20 protein-coding genes and 1 other RNA gene are annotated in these 18,596 nt (G+C 67.6%); 13 read left to right on the plus strand and 8 right to left on the minus strand.

Annotated elements, in window-relative coordinates; genetic code table 11:
* Window positions 1-8 precede the first annotated feature (8 nt).
* Both ftsY and GPJ75_RS04300 read left to right on the plus strand, forming a co-directional pair.
* Window positions 9-1,631 carry a signal recognition particle-docking protein FtsY gene (ftsY, locus tag GPJ75_RS04295; RefSeq protein WP_163265456.1) on the plus strand — a complete coding sequence of 541 codons (1,623 nt, stop codon included), beginning with the start codon at window positions 9-11 and terminating at the stop codon, window positions 1,629-1,631.
* The gene (locus tag GPJ75_RS04300) at window positions 1,632-2,285 is read left to right on the plus strand and encodes a septation protein A (RefSeq protein ID WP_163265458.1); all 654 of its coding nucleotides are present in this window, start codon (window positions 1,632-1,634) and stop codon (window positions 2,283-2,285) included. It abuts the gene before it with no gap.
* A 4-nt stretch (window positions 2,286-2,289) separates the two neighbouring features.
* On the opposite strand, the gene GPJ75_RS04305 is transcribed toward GPJ75_RS04300, so the two are convergent.
* The 8 genes from GPJ75_RS04305 to tsaD all read right to left on the minus strand — a co-directional run bounded on the left by GPJ75_RS04305 (window position 2,290) and on the right by tsaD (window position 8,481).
* Window positions 2,290-3,984: a SulP family inorganic anion transporter gene (locus GPJ75_RS04305; protein WP_163265460.1), complete on the minus strand. Its 1,695-nt coding sequence runs from the start codon at window positions 3,982-3,984 to the stop codon at window positions 2,290-2,292.
* Window positions 3,985-4,066: 82 nt separating this feature from the next.
* Window positions 4,067-4,336 (minus strand): helix-turn-helix domain-containing protein, encoded by a 270-nt coding sequence (locus GPJ75_RS04310; protein ID WP_163265462.1) that lies wholly within the window; start codon window positions 4,334-4,336, stop codon window positions 4,067-4,069.
* 97 nt (window positions 4,337-4,433) lie between these two features.
* The gene (locus GPJ75_RS04315) at window positions 4,434-4,841 is read right to left on the minus strand and encodes a DUF1761 domain-containing protein (RefSeq protein ID WP_163265464.1); all 408 of its coding nucleotides are present in this window, start codon (window positions 4,839-4,841) and stop codon (window positions 4,434-4,436) included.
* A gap of 56 nt (window positions 4,842-4,897) precedes the next feature.
* Window positions 4,898-5,599 carry a class I SAM-dependent methyltransferase gene (locus GPJ75_RS04320; RefSeq protein WP_163265466.1) on the minus strand — a complete coding sequence of 234 codons (702 nt, stop codon included), beginning with the start codon at window positions 5,597-5,599 and terminating at the stop codon, window positions 4,898-4,900.
* Window positions 5,554-5,979 carry an EVE domain-containing protein gene (locus GPJ75_RS04325; protein ID WP_159586207.1) on the minus strand — a complete coding sequence of 142 codons (426 nt, stop codon included), beginning with the start codon at window positions 5,977-5,979 and terminating at the stop codon, window positions 5,554-5,556. The genes GPJ75_RS04320 and GPJ75_RS04325 overlap by 46 nt, the downstream gene beginning before the upstream one ends.
* Window positions 5,979-6,275 carry a YciI-like protein gene (locus GPJ75_RS04330; RefSeq protein WP_163265468.1) on the minus strand — a complete coding sequence of 99 codons (297 nt, stop codon included), beginning with the start codon at window positions 6,273-6,275 and terminating at the stop codon, window positions 5,979-5,981. The genes GPJ75_RS04325 and GPJ75_RS04330 overlap by 1 nt, the downstream gene beginning before the upstream one ends.
* A gap of 134 nt (window positions 6,276-6,409) precedes the next feature.
* Window positions 6,410-7,396 (minus strand): NAD(P)H-dependent glycerol-3-phosphate dehydrogenase, encoded by a 987-nt coding sequence (locus tag GPJ75_RS04335; RefSeq protein ID WP_163265470.1) that lies wholly within the window; start codon window positions 7,394-7,396, stop codon window positions 6,410-6,412.
* Window positions 7,393-8,481 carry a tRNA (adenosine(37)-N6)-threonylcarbamoyltransferase complex transferase subunit TsaD gene (gene tsaD / locus GPJ75_RS04340; protein WP_163265472.1) on the minus strand — a complete coding sequence of 363 codons (1,089 nt, stop codon included), beginning with the start codon at window positions 8,479-8,481 and terminating at the stop codon, window positions 7,393-7,395. The genes GPJ75_RS04335 and tsaD overlap by 4 nt, the downstream gene beginning before the upstream one ends.
* Before the next feature lie 96 nt (window positions 8,482-8,577).
* On the opposite strand from tsaD, the gene hemC reads away from it, so the two are divergent.
* From hemC to GPJ75_RS04395, 11 genes are all read left to right on the plus strand, one after another.
* Window positions 8,578-9,507 carry a hydroxymethylbilane synthase gene (gene hemC, locus GPJ75_RS04345; protein WP_163265474.1) on the plus strand — a complete coding sequence of 310 codons (930 nt, stop codon included), beginning with the start codon at window positions 8,578-8,580 and terminating at the stop codon, window positions 9,505-9,507.
* A 3-nt stretch (window positions 9,508-9,510) separates the two neighbouring features.
* The gene (locus GPJ75_RS04350; protein WP_163265476.1) at window positions 9,511-10,227 is read left to right on the plus strand and encodes a uroporphyrinogen-III synthase; all 717 of its coding nucleotides are present in this window, start codon (window positions 9,511-9,513) and stop codon (window positions 10,225-10,227) included.
* A 92-nt stretch (window positions 10,228-10,319) separates the two neighbouring features.
* Window positions 10,320-11,696, plus strand: coding sequence for a COG4223 family protein (locus GPJ75_RS04355; RefSeq protein ID WP_163265478.1), 1,377 nt, complete (start codon window positions 10,320-10,322; stop codon window positions 11,694-11,696).
* Window positions 11,697-11,708: 12 nt separating this feature from the next.
* Complete coding sequence (locus tag GPJ75_RS04360; RefSeq protein ID WP_163265480.1) at window positions 11,709-13,319, plus strand: heme biosynthesis protein HemY; 1,611 nt, start codon at window positions 11,709-11,711, stop codon at window positions 13,317-13,319.
* 130 nt (window positions 13,320-13,449) lie between these two features.
* Complete coding sequence (locus GPJ75_RS04365; RefSeq protein ID WP_163265483.1) at window positions 13,450-13,923, plus strand: tellurite resistance TerB family protein; 474 nt, start codon at window positions 13,450-13,452, stop codon at window positions 13,921-13,923.
* A gap of 8 nt (window positions 13,924-13,931) precedes the next feature.
* Entirely contained in the window at window positions 13,932-14,717 is a 786-nt protein-coding gene (locus GPJ75_RS04370) for a glutamine amidotransferase (RefSeq protein WP_163265485.1), read from the plus strand.
* Window positions 14,718-14,808: 91 nt separating this feature from the next.
* Window positions 14,809-15,339 (plus strand): dihydrofolate reductase family protein, encoded by a 531-nt coding sequence (locus GPJ75_RS04375; RefSeq protein ID WP_163265487.1) that lies wholly within the window; start codon window positions 14,809-14,811, stop codon window positions 15,337-15,339.
* Between the two features lie 737 nt (window positions 15,340-16,076).
* A non-coding RNA gene (gene ssrS / locus GPJ75_RS04380) (6S RNA) lies at window positions 16,077-16,231 on the plus strand.
* A gap of 105 nt (window positions 16,232-16,336) precedes the next feature.
* Window positions 16,337-16,924, plus strand: a complete 588-nt coding sequence (locus tag GPJ75_RS04385; protein ID WP_163265489.1) for a 5-formyltetrahydrofolate cyclo-ligase — start codon at window positions 16,337-16,339, stop codon at window positions 16,922-16,924.
* Between the two features lie 9 nt (window positions 16,925-16,933).
* Complete coding sequence (locus GPJ75_RS04390) at window positions 16,934-17,758, plus strand: TIGR00282 family metallophosphoesterase (protein WP_163265491.1); 825 nt, start codon at window positions 16,934-16,936, stop codon at window positions 17,756-17,758.
* A 67-nt stretch (window positions 17,759-17,825) separates the two neighbouring features.
* The gene (locus GPJ75_RS04395) at window positions 17,826-18,593 is read left to right on the plus strand and encodes a TerC family protein (RefSeq protein ID WP_163265493.1); all 768 of its coding nucleotides are present in this window, start codon (window positions 17,826-17,828) and stop codon (window positions 18,591-18,593) included.
* The last annotated feature ends 3 nt before the right edge of the window (window positions 18,594-18,596 follow it).

An 18,596-nucleotide genomic window follows, 5' to 3' on the forward strand; every position in this document is an offset into this window, starting at 1 on the left:
AGGAATTCATGGCGTTCGGTTTCATCAAAAAGGTCTTCTCCTTCGGCAAGAAGACGGTCGAGGAACGGTCGGCGGAGGGGGAGACCCCGGCCACCGAGCCGAGGCCGGAAACCGTTCCGGAGCCGGAGCCCAGGCCCGAAAAGCCCGCCGACGTGCCCCCGGCGCCGGAGCCGCCGGAAACACCGGGCGAGCCGGAGCCCACACCCGTTCCGGTGCCCGACGAACCGGCCGAGCCGCAGCCCGAAATCCCGGAGCCCTCGCCCGAGGTCCCGCAGGAGGTGCCCGAGCCGCCGCGAGAAGTTCCCGAACCCGCCCCGGAGCCGCCGCCCACGCCGGCGCCCGAGGTCCCCGCTACGCCCGAGCCGACACCCCCTTCCCCGCCCCCGGCGGCAACGCCTCCGTTGACCGGGGAAGAGGCAACGCCTCCCTTGACCGGGGAAAAGGAGCCGGCCGAGGCTCTTCCAGAGCCAGAGCCAGAGCCAGAGCCAGAGCCAGAGCCAGAGCCAGAGCCAGAGCCAGAGCCAGAGCCAGAGCCAGAGCCAGAGCCAGCGATGCGGGAAGCAATGCCTGACGCTTCACCTCATCCTGAGCCTGTCGAAGGGCGAGGTGAAGCGCGCGCCGACATAGGCGATTTGCAAGGCGCCAAGGTCACCGTCGCCAAATCCGTCGAGCACACGCAGGAAGCGGCCCACGCCGAACTTGCGCCGGCGCCGCGCAAGCCATGGTTCCAGCGGCTGCGCGAAGGCTTGTCGCGCTCCTCGAAGGAGTTGCGCGAAAACATTGCCGGCATCTTCCTCAAGCGCAAGCTCGACGAGGACACGCTGCAGGACCTGGAGGACGTCCTATTACGCGCCGATCTGGGGCTGGAGACGGCGATGCGCGTGACGGACGCGCTGTCGGTCGGCCGCTATGGCAAGGACATCTCAGGCGCGGAAGTGCAGGCGGTGATGGCCGAGGAGATCGAGAAGGTGCTCGACCCGGTGGCGGTGCCGCTGGAGCTCGATCTCGGCCACAAGCCGCACGTGATCCTCGTCGTCGGCGTCAACGGCACCGGCAAGACGACCACCATCGGCAAGCTGGCGGCCAAGCTCAGGGAAGGCGGCCTGTCGGTGACGCTGGCGGCGGGCGATACGTTCCGCGCGGCGGCGATCGAGCAGCTCAAGATCTGGGGTGAGCGGACGAATTCGCCCGTGGTCGCCTCCAAGCTCGGAGCGGATGCGGCAGGGCTTGCTTGGGATGCCTACGAGCAGGCCAAGCAGGCGGGCAGCGACGTGCTCATCATCGACACGGCCGGCCGGCTGCAGAACAAGGCCGAGCTTATGGCGGAACTGGAAAAGATCGTCCGCGTGCTCGGCAAGCACGATGCGGAAGCGCCGCACACGGTGCTGCAGACGCTGGACGCGACAACAGGGCAGAACGCCCTTAATCAGGTCGAAATCTTCCGCAATGTTGCGGGGGTCAACGGGCTGGTCATGACCAAGCTCGACGGCACGGCGCGCGGCGGCATCCTCGTCGCCATCGCGGCAAAGCACAAGCTGCCTGTCTACTTCATCGGCGTCGGCGAACAGGTCGACGATCTGGAACCTTTTTCGGCGAGCGATTTCGCAAAAGCGATCGCGGGAGTTGCCTGAGTGACTGACAAAACCATATTCGAACGCGATCCCTCCGACCCCGAGCGCAAGGCGATCAACCCGCTCCTCAAGCTGGTGCTGGAGCTTGGGCCGCTCATGGTCTTCTTCTTCGCCAATGCGCGCGGCGAGTGGCTGGCGGAGCGTTTTCCCGCGCTGGGCAGCCTCGGCGGGCCGCTGTTCATCGCCACGGCGCTCTTCATGGTGGCGACGGCGCTCGCGCTCAGCGCCTCCTGGCTCCTCACGCGCACGCTGCCCATCATGCCGCTGATTTCGGGCGTCGTCGTCTTCGTCTTCGGCGCGCTGACGCTCTACCTGCACAGCGAGATCTTCATCAAGATGAAGCCGACCATCGTCAATACGCTGTTCGCCGCGGTGCTTCTCGGCGGGCTCGCCTTCGGCAAGTCGCTGCTCGGCTACGTCTTCGATTCGGCCTTCAAGCTGGATGCGGAAGGCTGGCGCAAGCTGACGCTGCGCTGGGGGCTGTTCTTCATCTTCCTGGCCGTCGCCAACGAGGTCGTGTGGCGGTCCTTCTCCACCGATGCCTGGGTGGCCTTCAAGGTGTGGGGCATCATGCCCATCACCCTCATCTTCACCATGAGCCAGATGCCGCTTATCATGCGGCATTCGGTGGAAGAGAAGCAGCCGGGCGAGTAAGCGCTTAAGCGCTCTCCTTCTCCCGCCTCGCGGCGGCGATGGCGCCGTCGAGCTTGCTGTAGAACCGCACATGGGGCGGGCGCACGCCGTGGGTGCGCAAGAGGTGGCGGATCGCCGGGCTGGCGCCGACGAGATAGACGGTGGCGCCCTGGCCGCGCGCCTTGCGGGCGAAGCCTTCGATTGTCGCGGCGGCCGTGGAGTCCAGAACGCTGACGGCGGCGATGTCGATGACATAGGCTTGGGGTTGGCCGCCGATGCGGTCGAGAGCTGCGGCGACGCTTGCGGCGGCGCCGAAGAAGAAGGCGCCCGAGATGCGGTAGACGACGATGTCGTCGTCGGTGGCGATCTCCGCCGCATAGGGCACCTCGCCGTTGTCGGCGCGATCCGCCTGCGTGATGGCGTTCGCCCGGTCGACCTCGACCGCCTGCGACATGCGGTGCAGGAAGAGCAGCGCCCCCAGGCCGAAGCCGACGAGTATGCCCTCGGTGAGGTCGCGGAAGACGACGAGCAGGAAGGTCACCATCAGCACGACGGCATCGCCGCGCGCGCCGCGCAGGAGAGCGGCGAACTGGTGCTTCTCCGCCATGTTCCAGGCGACGATCACGAGGATCGCGGCGAGCGCTGCAAGCGGGATGAAGCTCGCCAGCGGTGCTGCCGCAAGCATGAAGACGAGCAGGAAAGCCGAGTGCAGCATGCCGGAAACGGGCCCGCGCGCGCCGGCGCGGATATTGGCCGCCGTGCGGGCGATGGTGCCGGTGACGCAGAACCCGCCGAAGAGGGCGGCGGCGACATTGGCGGTGCCTTGGGCCACTAATTCGCAGTTGGAGCGATGGCGGCGCCCGCTCATGGAATCGGCAACGACGGCCGAAAGCAGGCTTTCGATGCCGCCCAGAAGCGCGAAGGAGAGGGCGGCCGGCAGGACGGCGGTGATCTTCTCCATCGTCAGCTCCGGCAGGTGCGGCAGGGGCAGCGTCTGCGGGATGCCGCCGAAGCGCGTACCGATGGTCTCCACCGGCAGGTCGAGCAGCCAGGCGGCAAGGGTGGCGAGCGCGACCGCGATCAGAAAGCCCGGCCAGTGAGGCCGGTAGCGGCGCAGGACAAGGATGGTGAGGACGGCAAGCACGGAGAGCGCCACGGCGGAGACGCTGACGGTCGGCAGTGCGGCACCGAGCGCCTGAAGCTTGGGAACGAACGGCCCCGGCTCCGGGCCAATGAGCGAAAGGCCCAGGAAGTCCTTGATCTGGCTGGCAAGGATGATGACGGCGATGCCGGAGGTGAAGCCGACGGTAACCGGGTAGGGCACGTATTTGATAAAGGTGCCGAGCCTCAGGAAACCGATGGCGAGAAGGATGAGGCCGGACAGGAAGGTGGCGAGGATCAGCCCGTCCACGCCGTGCGCCTGCACGGTGGCGAGCACGAGGACGATGAAGGCGCCGGCCGGACCGCCGATCTGAAAACGGCTGCCGCCAAGCGCAGAGACGAAGAAGCCGCCGACGATGGCCGTATAGAGCCCGCGCTCCGGCGAGACGCCCGAGGCGATGGCGATCGCCATGGAAAGCGGCAGGGCGATGATGGCAACGGTGAGGCCGGCCAGCGCATCGGCCTTGAATGCCGCAAGGCCGTAGCCTTCGCGGAAGACGGTGACAAGCTTTGGCGTGAAGAGTTCGATGAAGCCGGGTTCACGCGTGCGGGCAAGCATCCCTTTTATCCCATATGGGCAGCGGGCCATTTAGGCGGCGGATCATGGCGCCTGCCCTGCGGCCGTTGTTGCATGTTCCTCGTCAGCCGGCCTTGCCCTTCACCGTCGCTTCCTTGAAGCGCACGCCGCGCCCGCTGCCGGTGCTTGGTGCGTTTTCGCCGATCAGCTCGATGCCGGCGGCATCGAGCGCCTCGACAACCTTGGAAAGCGTATCGACCACGCCGCGCACATTGCCCTCGCTCGCCTCCATCCTCTGGATGGTGGGGAGCGAGACGCCGGAAAGCTCGGCAAGCCGCTTCTGGTCGATGCCCAAAAGGGCACGCGCCGCGCGCATCTGTGCTGCCGTGATCATGGACGCTCCGTCTGACGGAATGTCATATACGATAGATGAATGATGATGTCTAGAACATCAGTATTGATGCCTGCACCCTGCTTTTCCGCGTGGAGACCTAAACCCCGAACCAGCCGATGATGCCGCCCATCAGCAGCGCCACGCCCAGCCAATGGCCCGCATCGATAAGGGTGAGGTCCCAGCCGAAGCCCTGGTAGCGGTGGTTGACGGCGATGATCGTCGCCATGAAGCCGAGCCAGATGAAGGCGCCGGAGATCACGCCGTTCCACAAGGTCACCTGGCCCGTGCCCAGATGGCCGATGACACCGGCCAGAACCCAGGCTATGATCAGCTCGGCGGCGAAGGACGTGATGAAGGGCACCGGGCTCATCTTCATCTCTTCCGGCTTCAGCCGCGCAGCCTTCATCCACGGCTTGCCGAGCGCCATATAGTAGACCGCGCCGAAGGCGAAGGCGGCGACGGCCGCCACGAGGATCGCCAGATAGTTCATTCCGCCGAAATCCATAGGACCCCTCCGCGTTTTCATGCACGGCGGGATTGAACGCCCGCGCGCTTATAGCGTCAAGTGAAGCGCCAGACCGTGGTGCGCTTGACCTCTGCATCCTCCAGCGCCCGGGTGACCGGAACGGAGTAGCTGGCGAGGGGCTGCATGCGTGCCTTCGGCAGGTAGGCGCGGCCCGGATCGCCCACGAGGACGGTGGTGCCCCCCGCGGTAAGATGCGTGAACCAGGGGGCGAGTATTTCGGCAAGGGTGCGGTCGTAGAAGACGTCTCCGGCAGTAAGCACCGCGCATCCAGGATCGCTGCCGATGGCTTCGTCGGCGGTCAGATCGAAGGCAACGCCGTTTGCCGCCATGTTGAGCCGGCAGGCGGTTGCGCAGAAGGGGTCGGTGTCGGCGGCCGTCACGCGCGCCGCACCCGCCTTGCAGGCGGCGATGGCGACGAGGCCGGAGCCGGTGGCGAAGTCGAATACGGTGCGGCCACGCACGGTCTCGGGATGGTCGAGCAGATAGCGGGCAAGCCCCTGGCCGCCGGCCCAGGCGAAGGCCCAGAAGGGCGGCGGCAGGCCGATCGCCTCAAGCTCCTCCTCCGTGCGCTGCCACAGGTCGTGCGCCTCGTCGGCAAGGTGGAGCCGGATTTCCGGCACATGCGGCGGGGCGCGGAGCGTGGTATTGGCGCGGATGAAGGCTTCCGCACCCTCAGGTGTCAGCTTTCGGGTCACGGCGCCTTTTCGAGGCCGCCCATGCGGCAGACCTCCTGCCATTCCGCCGCGCTCACGGGCTGCACGGAAAGGCGCGAATTGTTGACCAGCACCATGTCCTTGAGCTTCGGGTTGGCCTTGACGTCGGCAAGGGTGACGGGCTTCGGCACGTCGCGGACGGCGCGGATGTCCACGCACTCCCAGGCGGGGTCGTCGGCGGTGGAGTCGGGATGGGCCGGTGCGATCACCTCGGCGATGCCGACGACGGCCTTCTCTTTGCCCGAGTGATAGAAGAAGCCGAGGTCGCCGACCTTCATGGCCCGCATGTTGCTGCGCGCCTGGAAGTTGCGCACCCCGTCCCACTCCTGGCCCTCCTCGCCCTTCTTCTTCTGCATCTCCCACGACCAGGTGTCGGGTTCGGATTTGAACAGCCAATAGGCCATCACGCGTTCTCCGGTTTGTTGAAGACCCAGTTCCAGGGGCGAATTTCAACGGATTCGAAGAGGCCGGCAAGAGCATAAGGGTCGGCCTTGGCGATCGCCTCCGCCGCAGCGCCGTCCTCCGCCTCGATGGCCACCATGCTGCCACAGGGTTTTCCCTCGCCGTCCAGGAAGGGGCCGGCGAACTTCAGCGTGCCCTCGGCATTAAGCTTGTCCAGATAGGCGACATGCTCGGGGCGCGTGTCCATGCGGACATTGAGATGGCCGGGCTTGTCGCTGCAATGGATGATGTAGATCATTGGGCGGTTCCTTTCGGTTAGTGAGTAGTGAGTAGTGAATAGTGAATAGTGTTTGGTATAATTAATATTCAAAACTATCTTCTACTCACTACTCACTACTCACTACTCACTACTCACTACTCACTACTCACTACTCACACTTCTCTCTTCAACGGTCGCGCAAGCAGCGCCTGCATGGCCGCCTCCACGGTCATCCGGCCTTCGAGTATTTCCGTCACGCTCCCGACGATGGGCGCCTCCAGCCCGCGTTCGCGCACAATCCTGGCAGCGATGCCGGCGGTGAAGATGCCCTCGGCAAGCGGCAGCCCCTCCACGCTTTCACCCCGCCCCAGCGCCAGGCCGTAGGCAAAGTTGCGCGACTGGGCCGAGCTACAGGTGAGGATCAGGTCGCCAAGGCCCGACAGGCCCATCAGCGTCTCGGGCTCGGCACCGAAGGCGGCGCCGATGCGCCTCAGTTCCACGAAGCCGCGGGTAACGATCGCGGCAACGGCGCTGGCGCCGAGGCCGGCGCCGCTGGTTGCGCCGGCGGCGATGGCGAGCACATTCTTCAGCGCCCCGCCGATCTCCACGCCGGTAAGATCGGCGCTGGAATAGCAGCGCAGGTTGGGGGCGGAGAGGCGGGCGGCAAGTTCCGCCGCCAGCGCGCCGTCATGGGCGGCGACGGTCACGGCCGTCGGCAGGCCGGCCGCCACGTCGGCGGCGAAGCTGGGGCCGGAAAGCGCGGCGAGCGGGTTCGCCGGCAGCACCTGGCGGGCGACCTCGGACATCAGCCGCCCGGTCTCGCGCTCGATGCCCTTGGCGCACAGCACCACCGGCACGTCCGGCGCGAGCGCATCGCGGGCGGCGCCGAGCACGGCGCGCAAGGTCTGCGCCGGCGTGGCGGCAAGCACGCAGTGCACGCCGTCGAGGACGGCGGCAACGTCGCTCAGGGCGGCGAGCTTTGGGTCGAGCTTCACGCCCGGCAAGTAGCGGCCGTTCGTATGCGTGTGGTTGATCTCGTGGGCAACCTCGGTGTCGCGTGCCCACAGCGTTGCCTTGTGGCCGGCGCGGCGCGCGGTGAGCGCGAGGGCCGTGCCCCAGGCGCCGGCGCCGAGAACGGCGATGTTCCACGTCTCGCTCATGCCTTGGCTCCTCGCTTGCCGGCGCCGAAAAGCGGCTGCGATGCAGTGTCGAGCGGCCAGCGCGGGCGGGGGGCGAAGGCGAGAGCGCCTTCTTCCGGCAGCCCCGCTTCCAGCCGCTCCAGCCCGGCCCAGGCGATCATCGCGGCATTGTCGCCGCACAGGTTCAGCGGCGGCGCCACGAGGCGGAAGCCTTCGCGCTCGCACAGGGTTTCCAGCGCCTTGCGGATGGCCGCGTTGGCGGCCACGCCGCCGGCCACCACCAGCGCGGGCCGCTGCGGCCTCGGGTGCGCTTTGCGGAAGCGCTTGAGGCTCAGCGCTACCCGGTCGGCAAGGATTTCCGTGACGGCGAGTTGGAAGGAGGCGCAGATGTCGGCGATGTCGGCCGCAGACAGCGGCGCGCGTTCCGTGGCGGCGCGGCGCACGGCGGTCTTGAGGCCGGAGAAGGAGAAATCGGGCCGCGCCTCGCCCTTGAGCGGCCTTGGGAAGGCGAAGCGCTTCTGATCGCCCCCCAGCGCCGCCTTCTCGACACTGGGGCCGCCGGGATAGGGCAGGCTCAAGAGCTTGGCCGTCTTGTCGAACGCCTCGCCCAGCGCGTCGTCGATGGTGCTCGCCCAGCGCTCGTAGCGACCAAGACCCGCCACGTGGACGATCTGCGTATGGCCGCCGGAGACGAGCAGCAGGAGGTAGGGAAAATCGAGCCGGTCGGTCAGGCGCGCCGTCAGGGCGTGGCCTTCGAGGTGATTGATGGGCAGGAGCGGCTTGCCGGTGGCCGCGGCGATTGCCTTGGCCGTGGTGAGGCCGACGATCAGCCCGCCGATCAAGCCGGGGCCGGCGGTGGCCGCAACGGCGTCGACGTCGCCGAGCGCAAGGCCGGCTTCTGCAAGGGCGGCGTCTATGACGCCGTCAAGCGCCTCGACATGGGCGCGGGCGGCGATCTCCGGCACCACGCCGCCGAAGGCCGCGTGCGCCTCGATCTGGCTCAAGACGACGTTGGACAGGATCGAAGGCCGGCCGTCGTTTGAACGCGCGACGACGGCGGCGGCGGTCTCGTCGCAACTCGTCTCGATGCCCAGAACGCGCGTCATTCGGTCCAGCCTGCCTTTGTTGCCGATGCGGGCGATCCCCGATAGGTAGGGGAAGTATCCGCGTTCACGAGATGCGGTTAGCACGGACATGACGGCATGCAAACGGATGTGGTGAGGATTGGAACGCGCGGCAGCGCCCTGGCGCTGGCCCAGGCGGCGGAAACGCGGGCGCGGTTGATGGCGGCGCACGGGCTGCCGGAGGGCGCGTTCGAGATCGTCGTCATCCGCACCTCGGGCGACCGTATCCAGGACCGGCCCTTGTCCGAGGCTGGCGGCAAGGGGCTTTTCACCAAGGAGATCGAGGAGGCGCTGATTGACGGGCGCATCGATCTTGCCGTGCATTCCTCCAAGGATATGCCGACCCTCCTGCCGGAGGGGCTGGAGATTTCCGCCTTCCTGGAGCGTGAGGACGTGCGCGACGCCTTCATCGGCCGGCGGGTGAAGCGGCTCGAGGACCTGCCGCGGGGAGCCAAGCTCGGCACCTCCTCGCTGCGCCGCCAGGCGCTGGCGCTGAGGCTGAGGCCCGACCTCGACGTCGGCATCTTCCGCGGCAACGTGCAGACGCGGCTCAGGAAGCTGGAAGAGGGCGTTGCCGAGGGCACGCTCCTGGCGCTCGCCGGGCTGAAGCGGCTGAAGCTGGAGCATGTGGCGAGCGCCGTCATGGATCCCGCCACCTTTCCGCCGGCGCTGGGGCAGGGGGCGATCTGCATCGAGAGCCGCATCGGCGATGGGCGCATCCTGCCGCTGGTGAAGGCGATCCACCACGAGGCGACGGGGTTCGCCCTTATCTGCGAGCGGGCCTTCCTCGCCACGCTCGACGGCTCCTGCCGCACGCCGATCGCCGGGCTGGCAAAGGTTAAGGGCGGCAGGGTCGGCTTCACCGGCATGATCCTGACACCGGACGGGCGCGAGGCGCATGAGATCGCCGGCGAGGGCGAGGTAGCGGATGCGGCGAAGGTCGGCGCCGAGGCGGGCGCGCGCATCCGCGAGAAGGCGGGGAGCCACTTTTTCCAGGGCTGGGAATGAGGGATGCGGTGTGTCCTCGTCACACGGCCTGAGCCCGGCGCCTCGCGCACGGCGGCTCGGTTGAAGGCGCTGGGCTTCGCGCCGGTTGTCCTGCCGCTGACGAAGATAGAACCCTTAAGGCCAAGCGCGCCGCCGGCGGCCGGGCAATCGAATGCGGTGGCGATCTCCAGCGCCAATGCCGTGCGCCACGCACCGGCCGATCTTCTGCGGAAGATCGCGGACCTGCCCACTTATGCGGTTGGCGAGAGGACTGGGGCGGCGGCGCGGGAAGCGGGGCTCACGGTCACGGACGCCGGCGCCGGGGATGCGGAAAAGCTCGTTCAGCGCATCGCCGGCGGCGTGGAGCCCGGCGGCCGCGTGCTCGTCCTCGCCGGGCGGGTGCGCCGCGGGACGCTGGAGCGAGGGCTTTCTGAAGCCGGATTTGCGGTCGAGGTCGTCGAGACCTACGACACGCTGCCGCTCCCGCCGTCGCCGGGGGAGATCGATGCGGCGTTTGGCAGCGCCCCCATCGATGCGGTGCTTTTCTACTCCGCCGCGGCGGCGGAGGCGTTTGGGCGTCTCGTCGAGCCTGCCGCCGCGGGATTGTCCGAAGGCGCTGTCTTTATTGCCATTTCCGCGCGCGTCGCAGAGCGCCTGCCCGCGGCCTCGCGGGGCCGGGTATCCATTGCAGCGGAACCGACCGAGGAGGCGATGTTTTCCCTGATCGAGGCAGGAATGTAATGCCGGCCTCTTCTCATGCCCTTTCCGTGTGCTAGGGAAGGTGCTGCGCCGCACAAGCGGACAAGAACTGGAACTGCCAGCGGAGCTGCCTGATGGCCAAGACACCGAGGACGCGCCACTCCAGAACCAAGCGGGAGGCGGTGACGATCGATCTCGAAGCCGACGAAGTGAAGCGCGAATCGGAAGAAGCCGGGGGCGCAGCCGAGCCCGCCCAGGAGCCAGCCGAAGAAGGCAAGGCTGAGGCGGCGGCGGAAAACGTAGAATCCTGGTTCTCGGACAGGCAAGAGGGCGATGTCGCCGGCGCCGCGGACGAAGCCCCGATGGGCGAAGCGGATGCCGCCGAGACGGCCGACGCCGGCGCGTGGGACGAACCCGTTTCCGAGCCCCCGCCCGCCGGGCAACGCCCGGGCGGTGGGGCCGGCCGCGCGCTGGCGGCGGGTGTAGCCGGCGGCGTCATCGCGCTGGTCCTTGCCGGTGGCCTGCAATGGGCGAACGTGCTGCCCGTTCCGGGCGCGCCCGAGGATATCCGGGATCCGGCCGTGGACGGCCTCCGTCAGGACGTCGAGGCGATGCGCGGCGAGATCGCGCGGCTGCGCGAGGCGGCCTCGGCGGGCCCATCCGACGATACGGTGGAAGAGGCGCTGGCCGAGCCGCGCCGGCAGATCGCCGAGCTTCGCGAGACGGTGTCTTCGCTGCAGGAAAGCGTCTCCTCGGGCGGGGCGGGCGAGGCAGCCGGCCTCCAAGCGCTCGATACGCGCCTCTCCGGCCTGGAAAGCCAGTTGGCAAGCCTTTCCGAAACGGCCGGGCAGGCGGGTGCCGGCGATGCATCGGCCGAACGGCTGGAGGCTCTTCAATCGGCCGTCGAGGATGTCCGCGAGGCGGCCTCCGCCAACGCACAGCGGCTCGATGCGCTCACCGGCGACCTGCAAGCGCTCTCCGAAAAGGTGGCGAGCCAGGACGAGGGGCCGCGGCTGGCGCTGGTGGTCGCGGCATCGGCGTTGCGCTCGGCGGTGGAGCGGGGCGAGCCCTTCGCCGGCGAACTGGAGACCTATTCCGCCCTGGCGCCCAATGCGCCCGAGCTCGAGCCGCTGCGGCAATATGCCGACGCGGGCATCCCCACCCGCGCTGCGCTTGCCGAGGAGGCGCCGGCCGCGGCTTCGCGCATCGCCGCGGTGGCATCCGCCCCGCCCGCGGAGGCCGGCTTCTTCGATCGGCTGATGGCGAGCGCGCGCTCTGCCGTTACGGTGCGCCCCGTGGGCGAGGTCGAGGGCGATACGCCGGAGGCCATCGCCGCGCGCATGGAAGCCGCCGTCGTTAAGGGCGACTACGCCGAAGCGCTCGCCGAATACGAGACCCTGCCGCCCGAGGCGCAGGGGGCCGCAAGCGGCTTCGCCGAGAGGCTGCGCGCCAGACAGGCGGCGGACCGGATCCTCGAACAGGCGCTTTCCGATGCGCTGAAGCCGGCCTGAGGAAGGGCGCTCATGTTTCGCATTCTTTTCTTTCTCGTCGTCGTCTTCCTGCTCGGCCTCGGCTTTGCCTGGCTGGCCGAGCGGCCGGGCGACCTGGTGATCACCTTCGGCGGATATCGCTACGAGGTGACGCTGATGGTGGCGGCGGTGCTGGTGGTGGCGGTCGTTGCCGTGGTGATGATCGTGTGGTGGCTGGTCCGCAGCATCTGGAACAGCCCCTACGCGGTGGCGCGCTACTTTCGCGTGCGCCGGCGCGACCGGGGCTACCAGGCGCTTTCCACCGGCATGATCGCCGCCGGCGCCGGCGACGGCGGCCTCGCCCAGCGCATGGGCAAGCAGGCGGCCAAGCTGATCTCCTCGGACCAGGAGCCGCTCATCCACCTGCTCGACGCGCAAGCGGCCCTGCTCGAAGGCGACCATGAGGCGGCGCGAAAGAAATTCGCCGCCATGGCGGACGACCCGGAGACGCGCCTTCTGGGGCTGCGCGGGCTTTATCTGGAGGCAGAGCGGCTGGGCGAGCGGGAGGCGGCCCGCCACTATGCCGCGCGGGCGGCCACCCAGGCGCCGCAGCTCGGCTGGGCGGTGAAAGCCACGCTCGAAGCCAAGACCGAGGAGGGCGACTGGCCGGGCGCGCTGGCGCTCGTCGAGGCGCAGAAGGCCGCGCACAAGGCCGACCGCGAAAAGCAGGCGCGCCGCCGCGCCGTCCTTCTCACCGCGCAAGCGATGGAGCAGCTCAGCACCGACCCCACCGCGGCGCGCGCGGCGGCGCTGGAGGCCAACCGCCTGCAGCCGGATTTCGTGCCGGCGGCGGTGACGGCGGCGCGCGCCCTGTTCCGGGAAAACGACCTGCGCCGCGGCTCGAAGGTGCTGGAAGCGGTGTGGAAACAAGAGCCGCACCCCGAGGTGGCGGACCTTTACGTGCACGCGCGGCCGGGCGATTCCACGCACGACCGGCTGGCGCGGGCGAAGCGGCTCTCGCGGCTGAAGCCGAACCATGTGGAATCGGAACTGGTGGTGGCGCGTGCCGCGCTCGATGCCGGCGAGTTCAAGGAGGCACGCGCCGCGGCCGAGGCTGCCGTGCGCATCGCCCCGCGCGAGGGCGCCTTCCTGCTTCTGGCCGATATCGAGGAGGCGGAGACCGGCGACCAGGGCCGCGTGCGCCATTGGCTCGCCAAGGCCGTGCGCGCCCCGCGCGATCCGGCCTGGGTGGCCGACGGCGTCGTGTCCGAACGCTGGGCACCCGCCTCGCCGGTGACCGGGCAATTGGACGCCTTCGCGTGGCGTGTCCCGGTGGAGCGGCTGGGCCAGGTGGTGGAAGGTGAAGAGGCGCTCGCGGCGCTGCCGGCCTTGGCCGCACGGCCTGCCGAGGCCGAGGCCGTCGTGACGGTCGATGCCGAGCCCGTTCCTTCCCCGCCGGCCGAAGAGGAGGCGCCGGCCAAGCCGGATGACGCGCCGCGTGTGCCGGAGAAAGCGGTCCCGCCTGCCGATGGAAGCGGCGAGGGCGGCGAAAGACCGGCGGTGCCGGACGAGCCCACCGAGGAACGGCCGCCGATCCCCGATGATCCCGGTGTAGAACCGGACGAGGCAAAGCCGAACGGGTCTTCCCGTTTCCGGCTGTTTTGATGAGCGGGCCGGGACGGTTGGGAACCTTGGCGATCATTTTTTCTTTATCAGCCATGGCAAGCGCAAAAAACGCGCTTGTGCGGCCTGCCGCCTGTCCGCAACATATCCACGATGAGTCCATAGGAATTCGATGTTCGACCGTATCCTCTCCTTTCTGAAAGACCTGCCGGCAGGCGGCGATACCTCGCGGCACCTCGACGCGGACGACCCGCGCGTGGCCGCCGCCGCCCTGCTCATCCACGTGATGGCGGCCGACGGCGAGCGCAGCGCGGACGAGCAGGCGCGGCTGAAGAAGACGCTGTCACAGGCCTATCACCTGCACGGCGCGGAGCTTAAGGCGCTGATGAAGGCCGGCGAGGAGGCCGAGGCCGATGCGGTCGATCTCTACACCTTCACCAGTGTCCTGAAGCGGCATCTCGACGAGGATGCACGGGCCGAGTTCATCCGGCTGATGTGGGAGATCGTCTTCGCCGACGGTGAGATGCACGAACTGGAGGACAACCTCGTCTGGCGCGTGGCCGAGTTGATCGGCGTCGATACGCGTACACGCGTCAACATGCGCCAGCGCGTGCAGAAAACGGAAGATGGGGAAGGGGACGAGTAGCCGCGAAGATGGCCAGGGGGACCGATAAGAAAATCCTGATCGTGCTGCATCAGGAGATGTCGAGCCCTGGCCGGGTCGGCCAGCTTCTGCAGCGCAACGGCTTCACGCTCGATATCCGCCGCCCGCCCCTGGGCGATCCCCTGCCCGAGACCCTTGCCGAGCACGAGGGCGCCGTCATCTTCGGCGGGCCGATGAGCGCCAACGACCATGACGACTTCGTGCGGCGCGAGACGGAATGGCTTTCCGTGCCGCTCAAGGAGGAGAAGCCCTTTCTCGGCATCTGCCTCGGCGCGCAGATGCTCGTCAACCACCTGGGCGGGCAGGTGAAGAGCCACGACGATGGCCTGGTGGAGATCGGCTGGTATCCGCTCAAGGCCACCGAGGAGGGGCGGCGGCTCACGCACTGGCCGGAGATGGTCTACCAGTTCCACCGCGAAGGTTTCTCGCTGCCCGCAGGCGCCTCCCTTCTGGCCACCGCCGACCACTATCCCAACCAGGCCTTCCGCTACGGCCGCAACGCCTGGGGCATTCAGTTCCACGCCGAGCTGACGCGGGCGATGATGCAGCGCTGGGTGGTGCACGGTGCACACCGCTTCGTGCTGCCCGGCGCCCAGCAGGGCCGCGACCATCTGGGCGGCCGCCTCATCTGGGACACGCACCTGAAGCAATGGCTGGTCGGCTTCCTCGACCTCGTCTTCGGCTGCGGGGCGGAAGAGCGCGTGACGGCGGGGGATGAAGCAGAGGCGCAAAAGCCCGCCGGGCGGCGCCAGGTCGGCCGGCGGGGCGTGGCGTAGACCCAACTGCGGGTTATTGTGCCCAAAACCTCACTTCCGCGTTACGGCGGCTCACGCTATTCTGAAGATCCTGGGATGGAGATTTTGTAGCATGGCGAAGCTTGTCTTCGGAATGAACCAGTCCTTGGACGGCTACGTCGACCACATGGCGTTTGCGCCAGGCCCCACGCTCTTCCGCCACTTCATAGAGCAGGCGCGTGAGCAGACCGGCAGCGTGTATGGTCGCCGCTTGTACGAGGTCATGCGTTATTGGGACGAGGATCATCCCGAGTGGGACGCGGAGGAACGCGACTTCGCGGCGGCGTGGCGGGAGCAACACAAGTGGGTCGTGTCGCGCTCGTTGAAGTCGGTCGGAGCCAACGCCACACTTGTCTCGGATGACGTGGAGGCGGTGATACGCAGGCTCAAGGCCCAACGCGTCGGGGAGATTCAAGTCGGCGGACCAGACCTGGCGCGAAGCCTGACCGAACTTGGTCTCGTTGACGAGTATCGAATCTACCTCCACCCCGTGGTGCTTGGTCGCGGCAAGCCATTCTTCGCCGGTCCCCGGCCGCCGCTCCGCCTTGTGGCCAGCGATCTGATGGGCGAAGACGTGATCAGGTTGACCTACGTTCCCGCTTAATCCCGCAACCCGCCCGCGCGGGGTAGGGATGACGCGCGTGGCGGCGGCACCCTTCACCTCAGCCGGCGATGCCTCGCCTGCGCGGGGATAAATTTCCGCACCCTCAAAAAACATTCGTTCCAAAACAATCGCTTATCATTTTTTTGCTCCCCCCAACCGCGCATTTTATCCCCGCTGCCCAAGCCGCCCTTATCCTGTGCCCGTCCCTCCCGCGGGAACGTGGATCGCGACGGCGGTCTCGCGGGGAGGGGCCGGCGCCTCCGGCGGGCCGCTAGCGTGGCGGCCGGCCCGGGGAGGCTCCGCCCAAGGGTTCCCCTGCCGCCACTACGGGCGGCGCGTGCCGGACGGTGCACTTTAAAAGGGAGCCGGGGAGACGGGGGCGCGGAGCGCCCTGTCGTGGAAGGCTCAAAGCCTTCCGGATCCGGCTTCGTGGAAGCGGAACGGGCGGAGACTTAAGAACGCCGGACGGGCGGCCCGAGGGTCGCGAAAAAAAATTGACTGGCGACACGAAGGCCGCCCGTCTTCCCGGTTCTTTGACATAGCCCGGCTTCGGATGAAGCGCGGCAACGGATAGGCACGTCCTTCGCCAGGAAAGGCGGGGCGCTCGCGGATCCCCTCCCCATCCTGAACTTGTTGAAGGGGAGTGGAGCCGCCATCGCCGCGCCCTCCCCAATTCACAACGCCGATTGCAACCGCCTGCCACTGGCGCGGCCCCTGCGTCCGGCCTATATTGCGTCTGCGGTCTGCGCCTCGCGACAGGAAATCATATCCCCGGGGCCTTATCGATCCTTAAGGGAGCTGTCCCTGGCCTCGCTCGTGGGCTTGGCTATACGGCGCCCACCTACTTTGTAGGTTCCCGGGATCGACATTCCATCGGTTGCGTGGATCGCATCTTTTCCCTTCTCCCCTGTCGCCCTCCTTCGCCTGCATGTCGTCTCTCGGCCTTCCCGCCGAGCGAACGGCCCCCTATTGTCCCGGGCGTTGAGAGGATCGGCGGATGGCAGTGACGGCACGTGAGACGAAGAGGGTGTTGAGGGGCGAGGCGCTGGCGCGGCGCGATGCGCTCGATCCAAGGTGGCGGGTCGAGGCTTCGCTCGGCTTTGCCGCGTGGGTGGAGGAGATTGCGCCAAGGCCTGGAGCGGTGGTGTCCGGCTTCTGGCCCATGCGCTCGGAGGTCGATGTGCGGCCGCTGATGGCGGCGCTCGCCGACAGGGGCGCGCGGCTCTGCCTGCCGGCGATCCTCGACAAGACCACCATCGTCTTCCGCGAATTGGTGCGCGGGGCGCCGCTCATCGACATGGGCTTCGGCACACGAGGGCCGGGCGAGGAAGCGGCGGTGCTGGAGCCGGAATTGATGCTGGTGCCGCTGGCCGCCTTCGACAGGCGCGGCCACCGCATCGGCTACGGCGCGGGCTATTACGACCGGGCGATCGCGCGCATCAAGGAGAACGGCGCGGCGCCGCGCCTCATCGGCATCGCCTTCGACTGCCAGGAGGTGGCCCGGGTGCCGGACGAGACGCATGACGTCGTCATTCCGGAAATCCTCACCGAAAGCGGCTTGCGCCGCTTCCCCCCATCCCTGTAAGAGCGGGCAATGCGACTTCTTTTCCTTGGCGACATGGTCGGGCGCACCGGCCGCACAGCGGTTTGGCAAAAACTGCCCGGCATGATCTCCGACTTCAACCTCGATTTCGTGGTTGTGAACGGCGAGAACGCGGCGGGCGGCTTCGGTATCACCGAGGAGATCTTCCGCGAAACGCTCAATGCCGGCGCCGATGTGGTGACCACGGGCAACCATGTCTGGGACCAGCGCGAGGCACTGAGCTTCGCCCCCTACGAAGAGCGTTTCTTAAGGCCGGCCAACTTCCCCAAGGGCACGCCGGGCCGGGGCTCCGGGCTTTTCATCGCCAGGAACGGCGCCCGCGTGCTGGTGGCAAACATCATGGGCCGCGTCTTCATGCATCCCGATCTGGACGACCCCTTCCGCGCCGCCGAGGAGGAGCTTGCCGCATGCCCGCTCGGCGAGCAGGCGGACGCCGTGCTGATTGATTTTCACGCCGAGGCGACGTCGGAGAAGATGTGCTTCGGCCATTTCGTCGATGGGCGGGCGAGCGCGGTGATCGGCACCCACACGCATCAGCCGACGGCCGACCATCAGATCCTCAATGGCGGCACGGCCTACATCTCCGACGCCGGCATGTGCGGCGACTACGATTCCTCGCTGGGGATGGAAAAGGAGGAGCCGCTCAACCGCTTCATCGCCAAGGTGCCCAAGGGGCGCTTCGAGGCGGCGACGGGGCCTGCGACGCTGTGCGGCGTCGGCCTGGAAATCTCCGACCGTACGGGGCTTGCGGAAAAGATTGCGCCGCTCAGGCTGGGCCCGAGGCTGGAGGAGACGATCCCCGCTTTCTGGCGTTGACGGCTGTGGGAGGCGGCCCTACCTGTGCGAGGCTTTTGCCTTTTCATCAAGAAGGACGGTTGCCGCCATGGACTGGCTCATTTCCCACTTCGCATTCATGTCAAATCCCGAGGCCTGGGTCGCGCTGGCGACCCTCGTCGTCCTGGAGATCGTCCTCGGCATCGACAACCTGATCTTCATCTCCATTCTCACCAACAAGCTGCCTGAGGAGCGCCAGGCGTTCGCCCGCCGGCTGGGCATCAGTGCGGCGCTTATCCTGAGGCTGGCGCTGCTTGCCACCATCTCCTACATCGTCCAGCTCACCACGCCGCTGTTCACGCTTTTCGACCACGGCTTTTCCTGGCGCGACCTCATCCTGATCGCCGGCGGGCTGTTCCTTGTCTGGAAAGCGACGAAGGAAATCCACCACTCGGTGGACCCGGGGGATCCGAAGGAAAACATGATGGGCGGCGCGGTGACGATGTCGATAGGCGGGGCGATTGTGCAGATATTGCTGCTCGACCTCGTCTTCTCCATCGATTCCATCATCACCGCCGTCGGCATGACCGACGAGATCGCCATCATGTTCATCGCCGTCATCAGTGCGGTGACGGTAATGCTGCTGGCCGCCGAACCGCTGTCGCGCTTCATTGCCGCCAACCCGACGGTCGTCATGCTGGCGCTCGGCTTCCTTCTGATGATCGGCATGACGCTGATCGCCGACGGCTTCGGCTTCCACGTGCCCAAGGGCTATATCTACGTCGCCATGGGCTTCTCGGCGATGGTCGAGGCGCTCAACATGCTGGCGCGGCGCAAGCGTGTGCGCCAGAAGGCCATGCGGGAGGAAGAGGCGTGAGAC

The organism is Chelativorans alearensis (assembly GCF_010993735.1).
Classification (GTDB): Bacteria; Pseudomonadota; Alphaproteobacteria; order Rhizobiales; family Rhizobiaceae; genus Chelativorans; species Chelativorans alearense.

What these genes read in the sequence shown, in the direction of transcription:
- GPJ75_RS04375 (WP_163265487.1), top strand. Translation starts at nt 14,809, where the DNA reads ATGGCGAAGCTTGTCTTCGGAATGAACCAGTCCTTGGACGGCTACGTC.
- GPJ75_RS04305 (WP_163265460.1), bottom strand. Translation starts at nt 3,984, where the DNA reads ATGCTTGCCCGCACGCGTGAACCCGGCTTCATCGAACTCTTCACGCCA.
- GPJ75_RS04325 (WP_159586207.1), bottom strand. Translation starts at nt 5,979, where the DNA reads ATGGCCTATTGGCTGTTCAAATCCGAACCCGACACCTGGTCGTGGGAG.
- hemC (WP_163265474.1), top strand. Translation starts at nt 8,578, where the DNA reads ATGCAAACGGATGTGGTGAGGATTGGAACGCGCGGCAGCGCCCTGGCG.
- GPJ75_RS04315 (WP_163265464.1), bottom strand. Translation starts at nt 4,841, where the DNA reads ATGGATTTCGGCGGAATGAACTATCTGGCGATCCTCGTGGCGGCCGTC.
- tsaD (WP_163265472.1), bottom strand. Translation starts at nt 8,481, where the DNA reads ATGACGCGCGTTCTGGGCATCGAGACGAGTTGCGACGAGACCGCCGCC.
- GPJ75_RS04385 (WP_163265489.1), top strand. Translation starts at nt 16,337, where the DNA reads ATGGCAGTGACGGCACGTGAGACGAAGAGGGTGTTGAGGGGCGAGGCG.
- GPJ75_RS04310 (WP_163265462.1), bottom strand. Translation starts at nt 4,336, where the DNA reads ATGATCACGGCAGCACAGATGCGCGCGGCGCGTGCCCTTTTGGGCATC.
- GPJ75_RS04330 (WP_163265468.1), bottom strand. Translation starts at nt 6,275, where the DNA reads ATGATCTACATCATCCATTGCAGCGACAAGCCCGGCCATCTCAATGTC.
- GPJ75_RS04350 (WP_163265476.1), top strand. Translation starts at nt 9,511, where the DNA reads ATGCGGTGTGTCCTCGTCACACGGCCTGAGCCCGGCGCCTCGCGCACG.
- GPJ75_RS04355 (WP_163265478.1), top strand. Translation starts at nt 10,320, where the DNA reads ATGGCCAAGACACCGAGGACGCGCCACTCCAGAACCAAGCGGGAGGCG.
- GPJ75_RS04360 (WP_163265480.1), top strand. Translation starts at nt 11,709, where the DNA reads ATGTTTCGCATTCTTTTCTTTCTCGTCGTCGTCTTCCTGCTCGGCCTC.
- GPJ75_RS04365 (WP_163265483.1), top strand. Translation starts at nt 13,450, where the DNA reads ATGTTCGACCGTATCCTCTCCTTTCTGAAAGACCTGCCGGCAGGCGGC.
- ftsY (WP_163265456.1), top strand. Translation starts at nt 9, where the DNA reads ATGGCGTTCGGTTTCATCAAAAAGGTCTTCTCCTTCGGCAAGAAGACG.
- GPJ75_RS04370 (WP_163265485.1), top strand. Translation starts at nt 13,932, where the DNA reads ATGGCCAGGGGGACCGATAAGAAAATCCTGATCGTGCTGCATCAGGAG.
- GPJ75_RS04390 (WP_163265491.1), top strand. Translation starts at nt 16,934, where the DNA reads ATGCGACTTCTTTTCCTTGGCGACATGGTCGGGCGCACCGGCCGCACA.
- GPJ75_RS04320 (WP_163265466.1), bottom strand. Translation starts at nt 5,599, where the DNA reads ATGGCAGGAGGTCTGCCGCATGGGCGGCCTCGAAAAGGCGCCGTGACC.
- GPJ75_RS04395 (WP_163265493.1), top strand. Translation starts at nt 17,826, where the DNA reads ATGGACTGGCTCATTTCCCACTTCGCATTCATGTCAAATCCCGAGGCC.
- GPJ75_RS04335 (WP_163265470.1), bottom strand. Translation starts at nt 7,396, where the DNA reads ATGAGCGAGACGTGGAACATCGCCGTTCTCGGCGCCGGCGCCTGGGGC.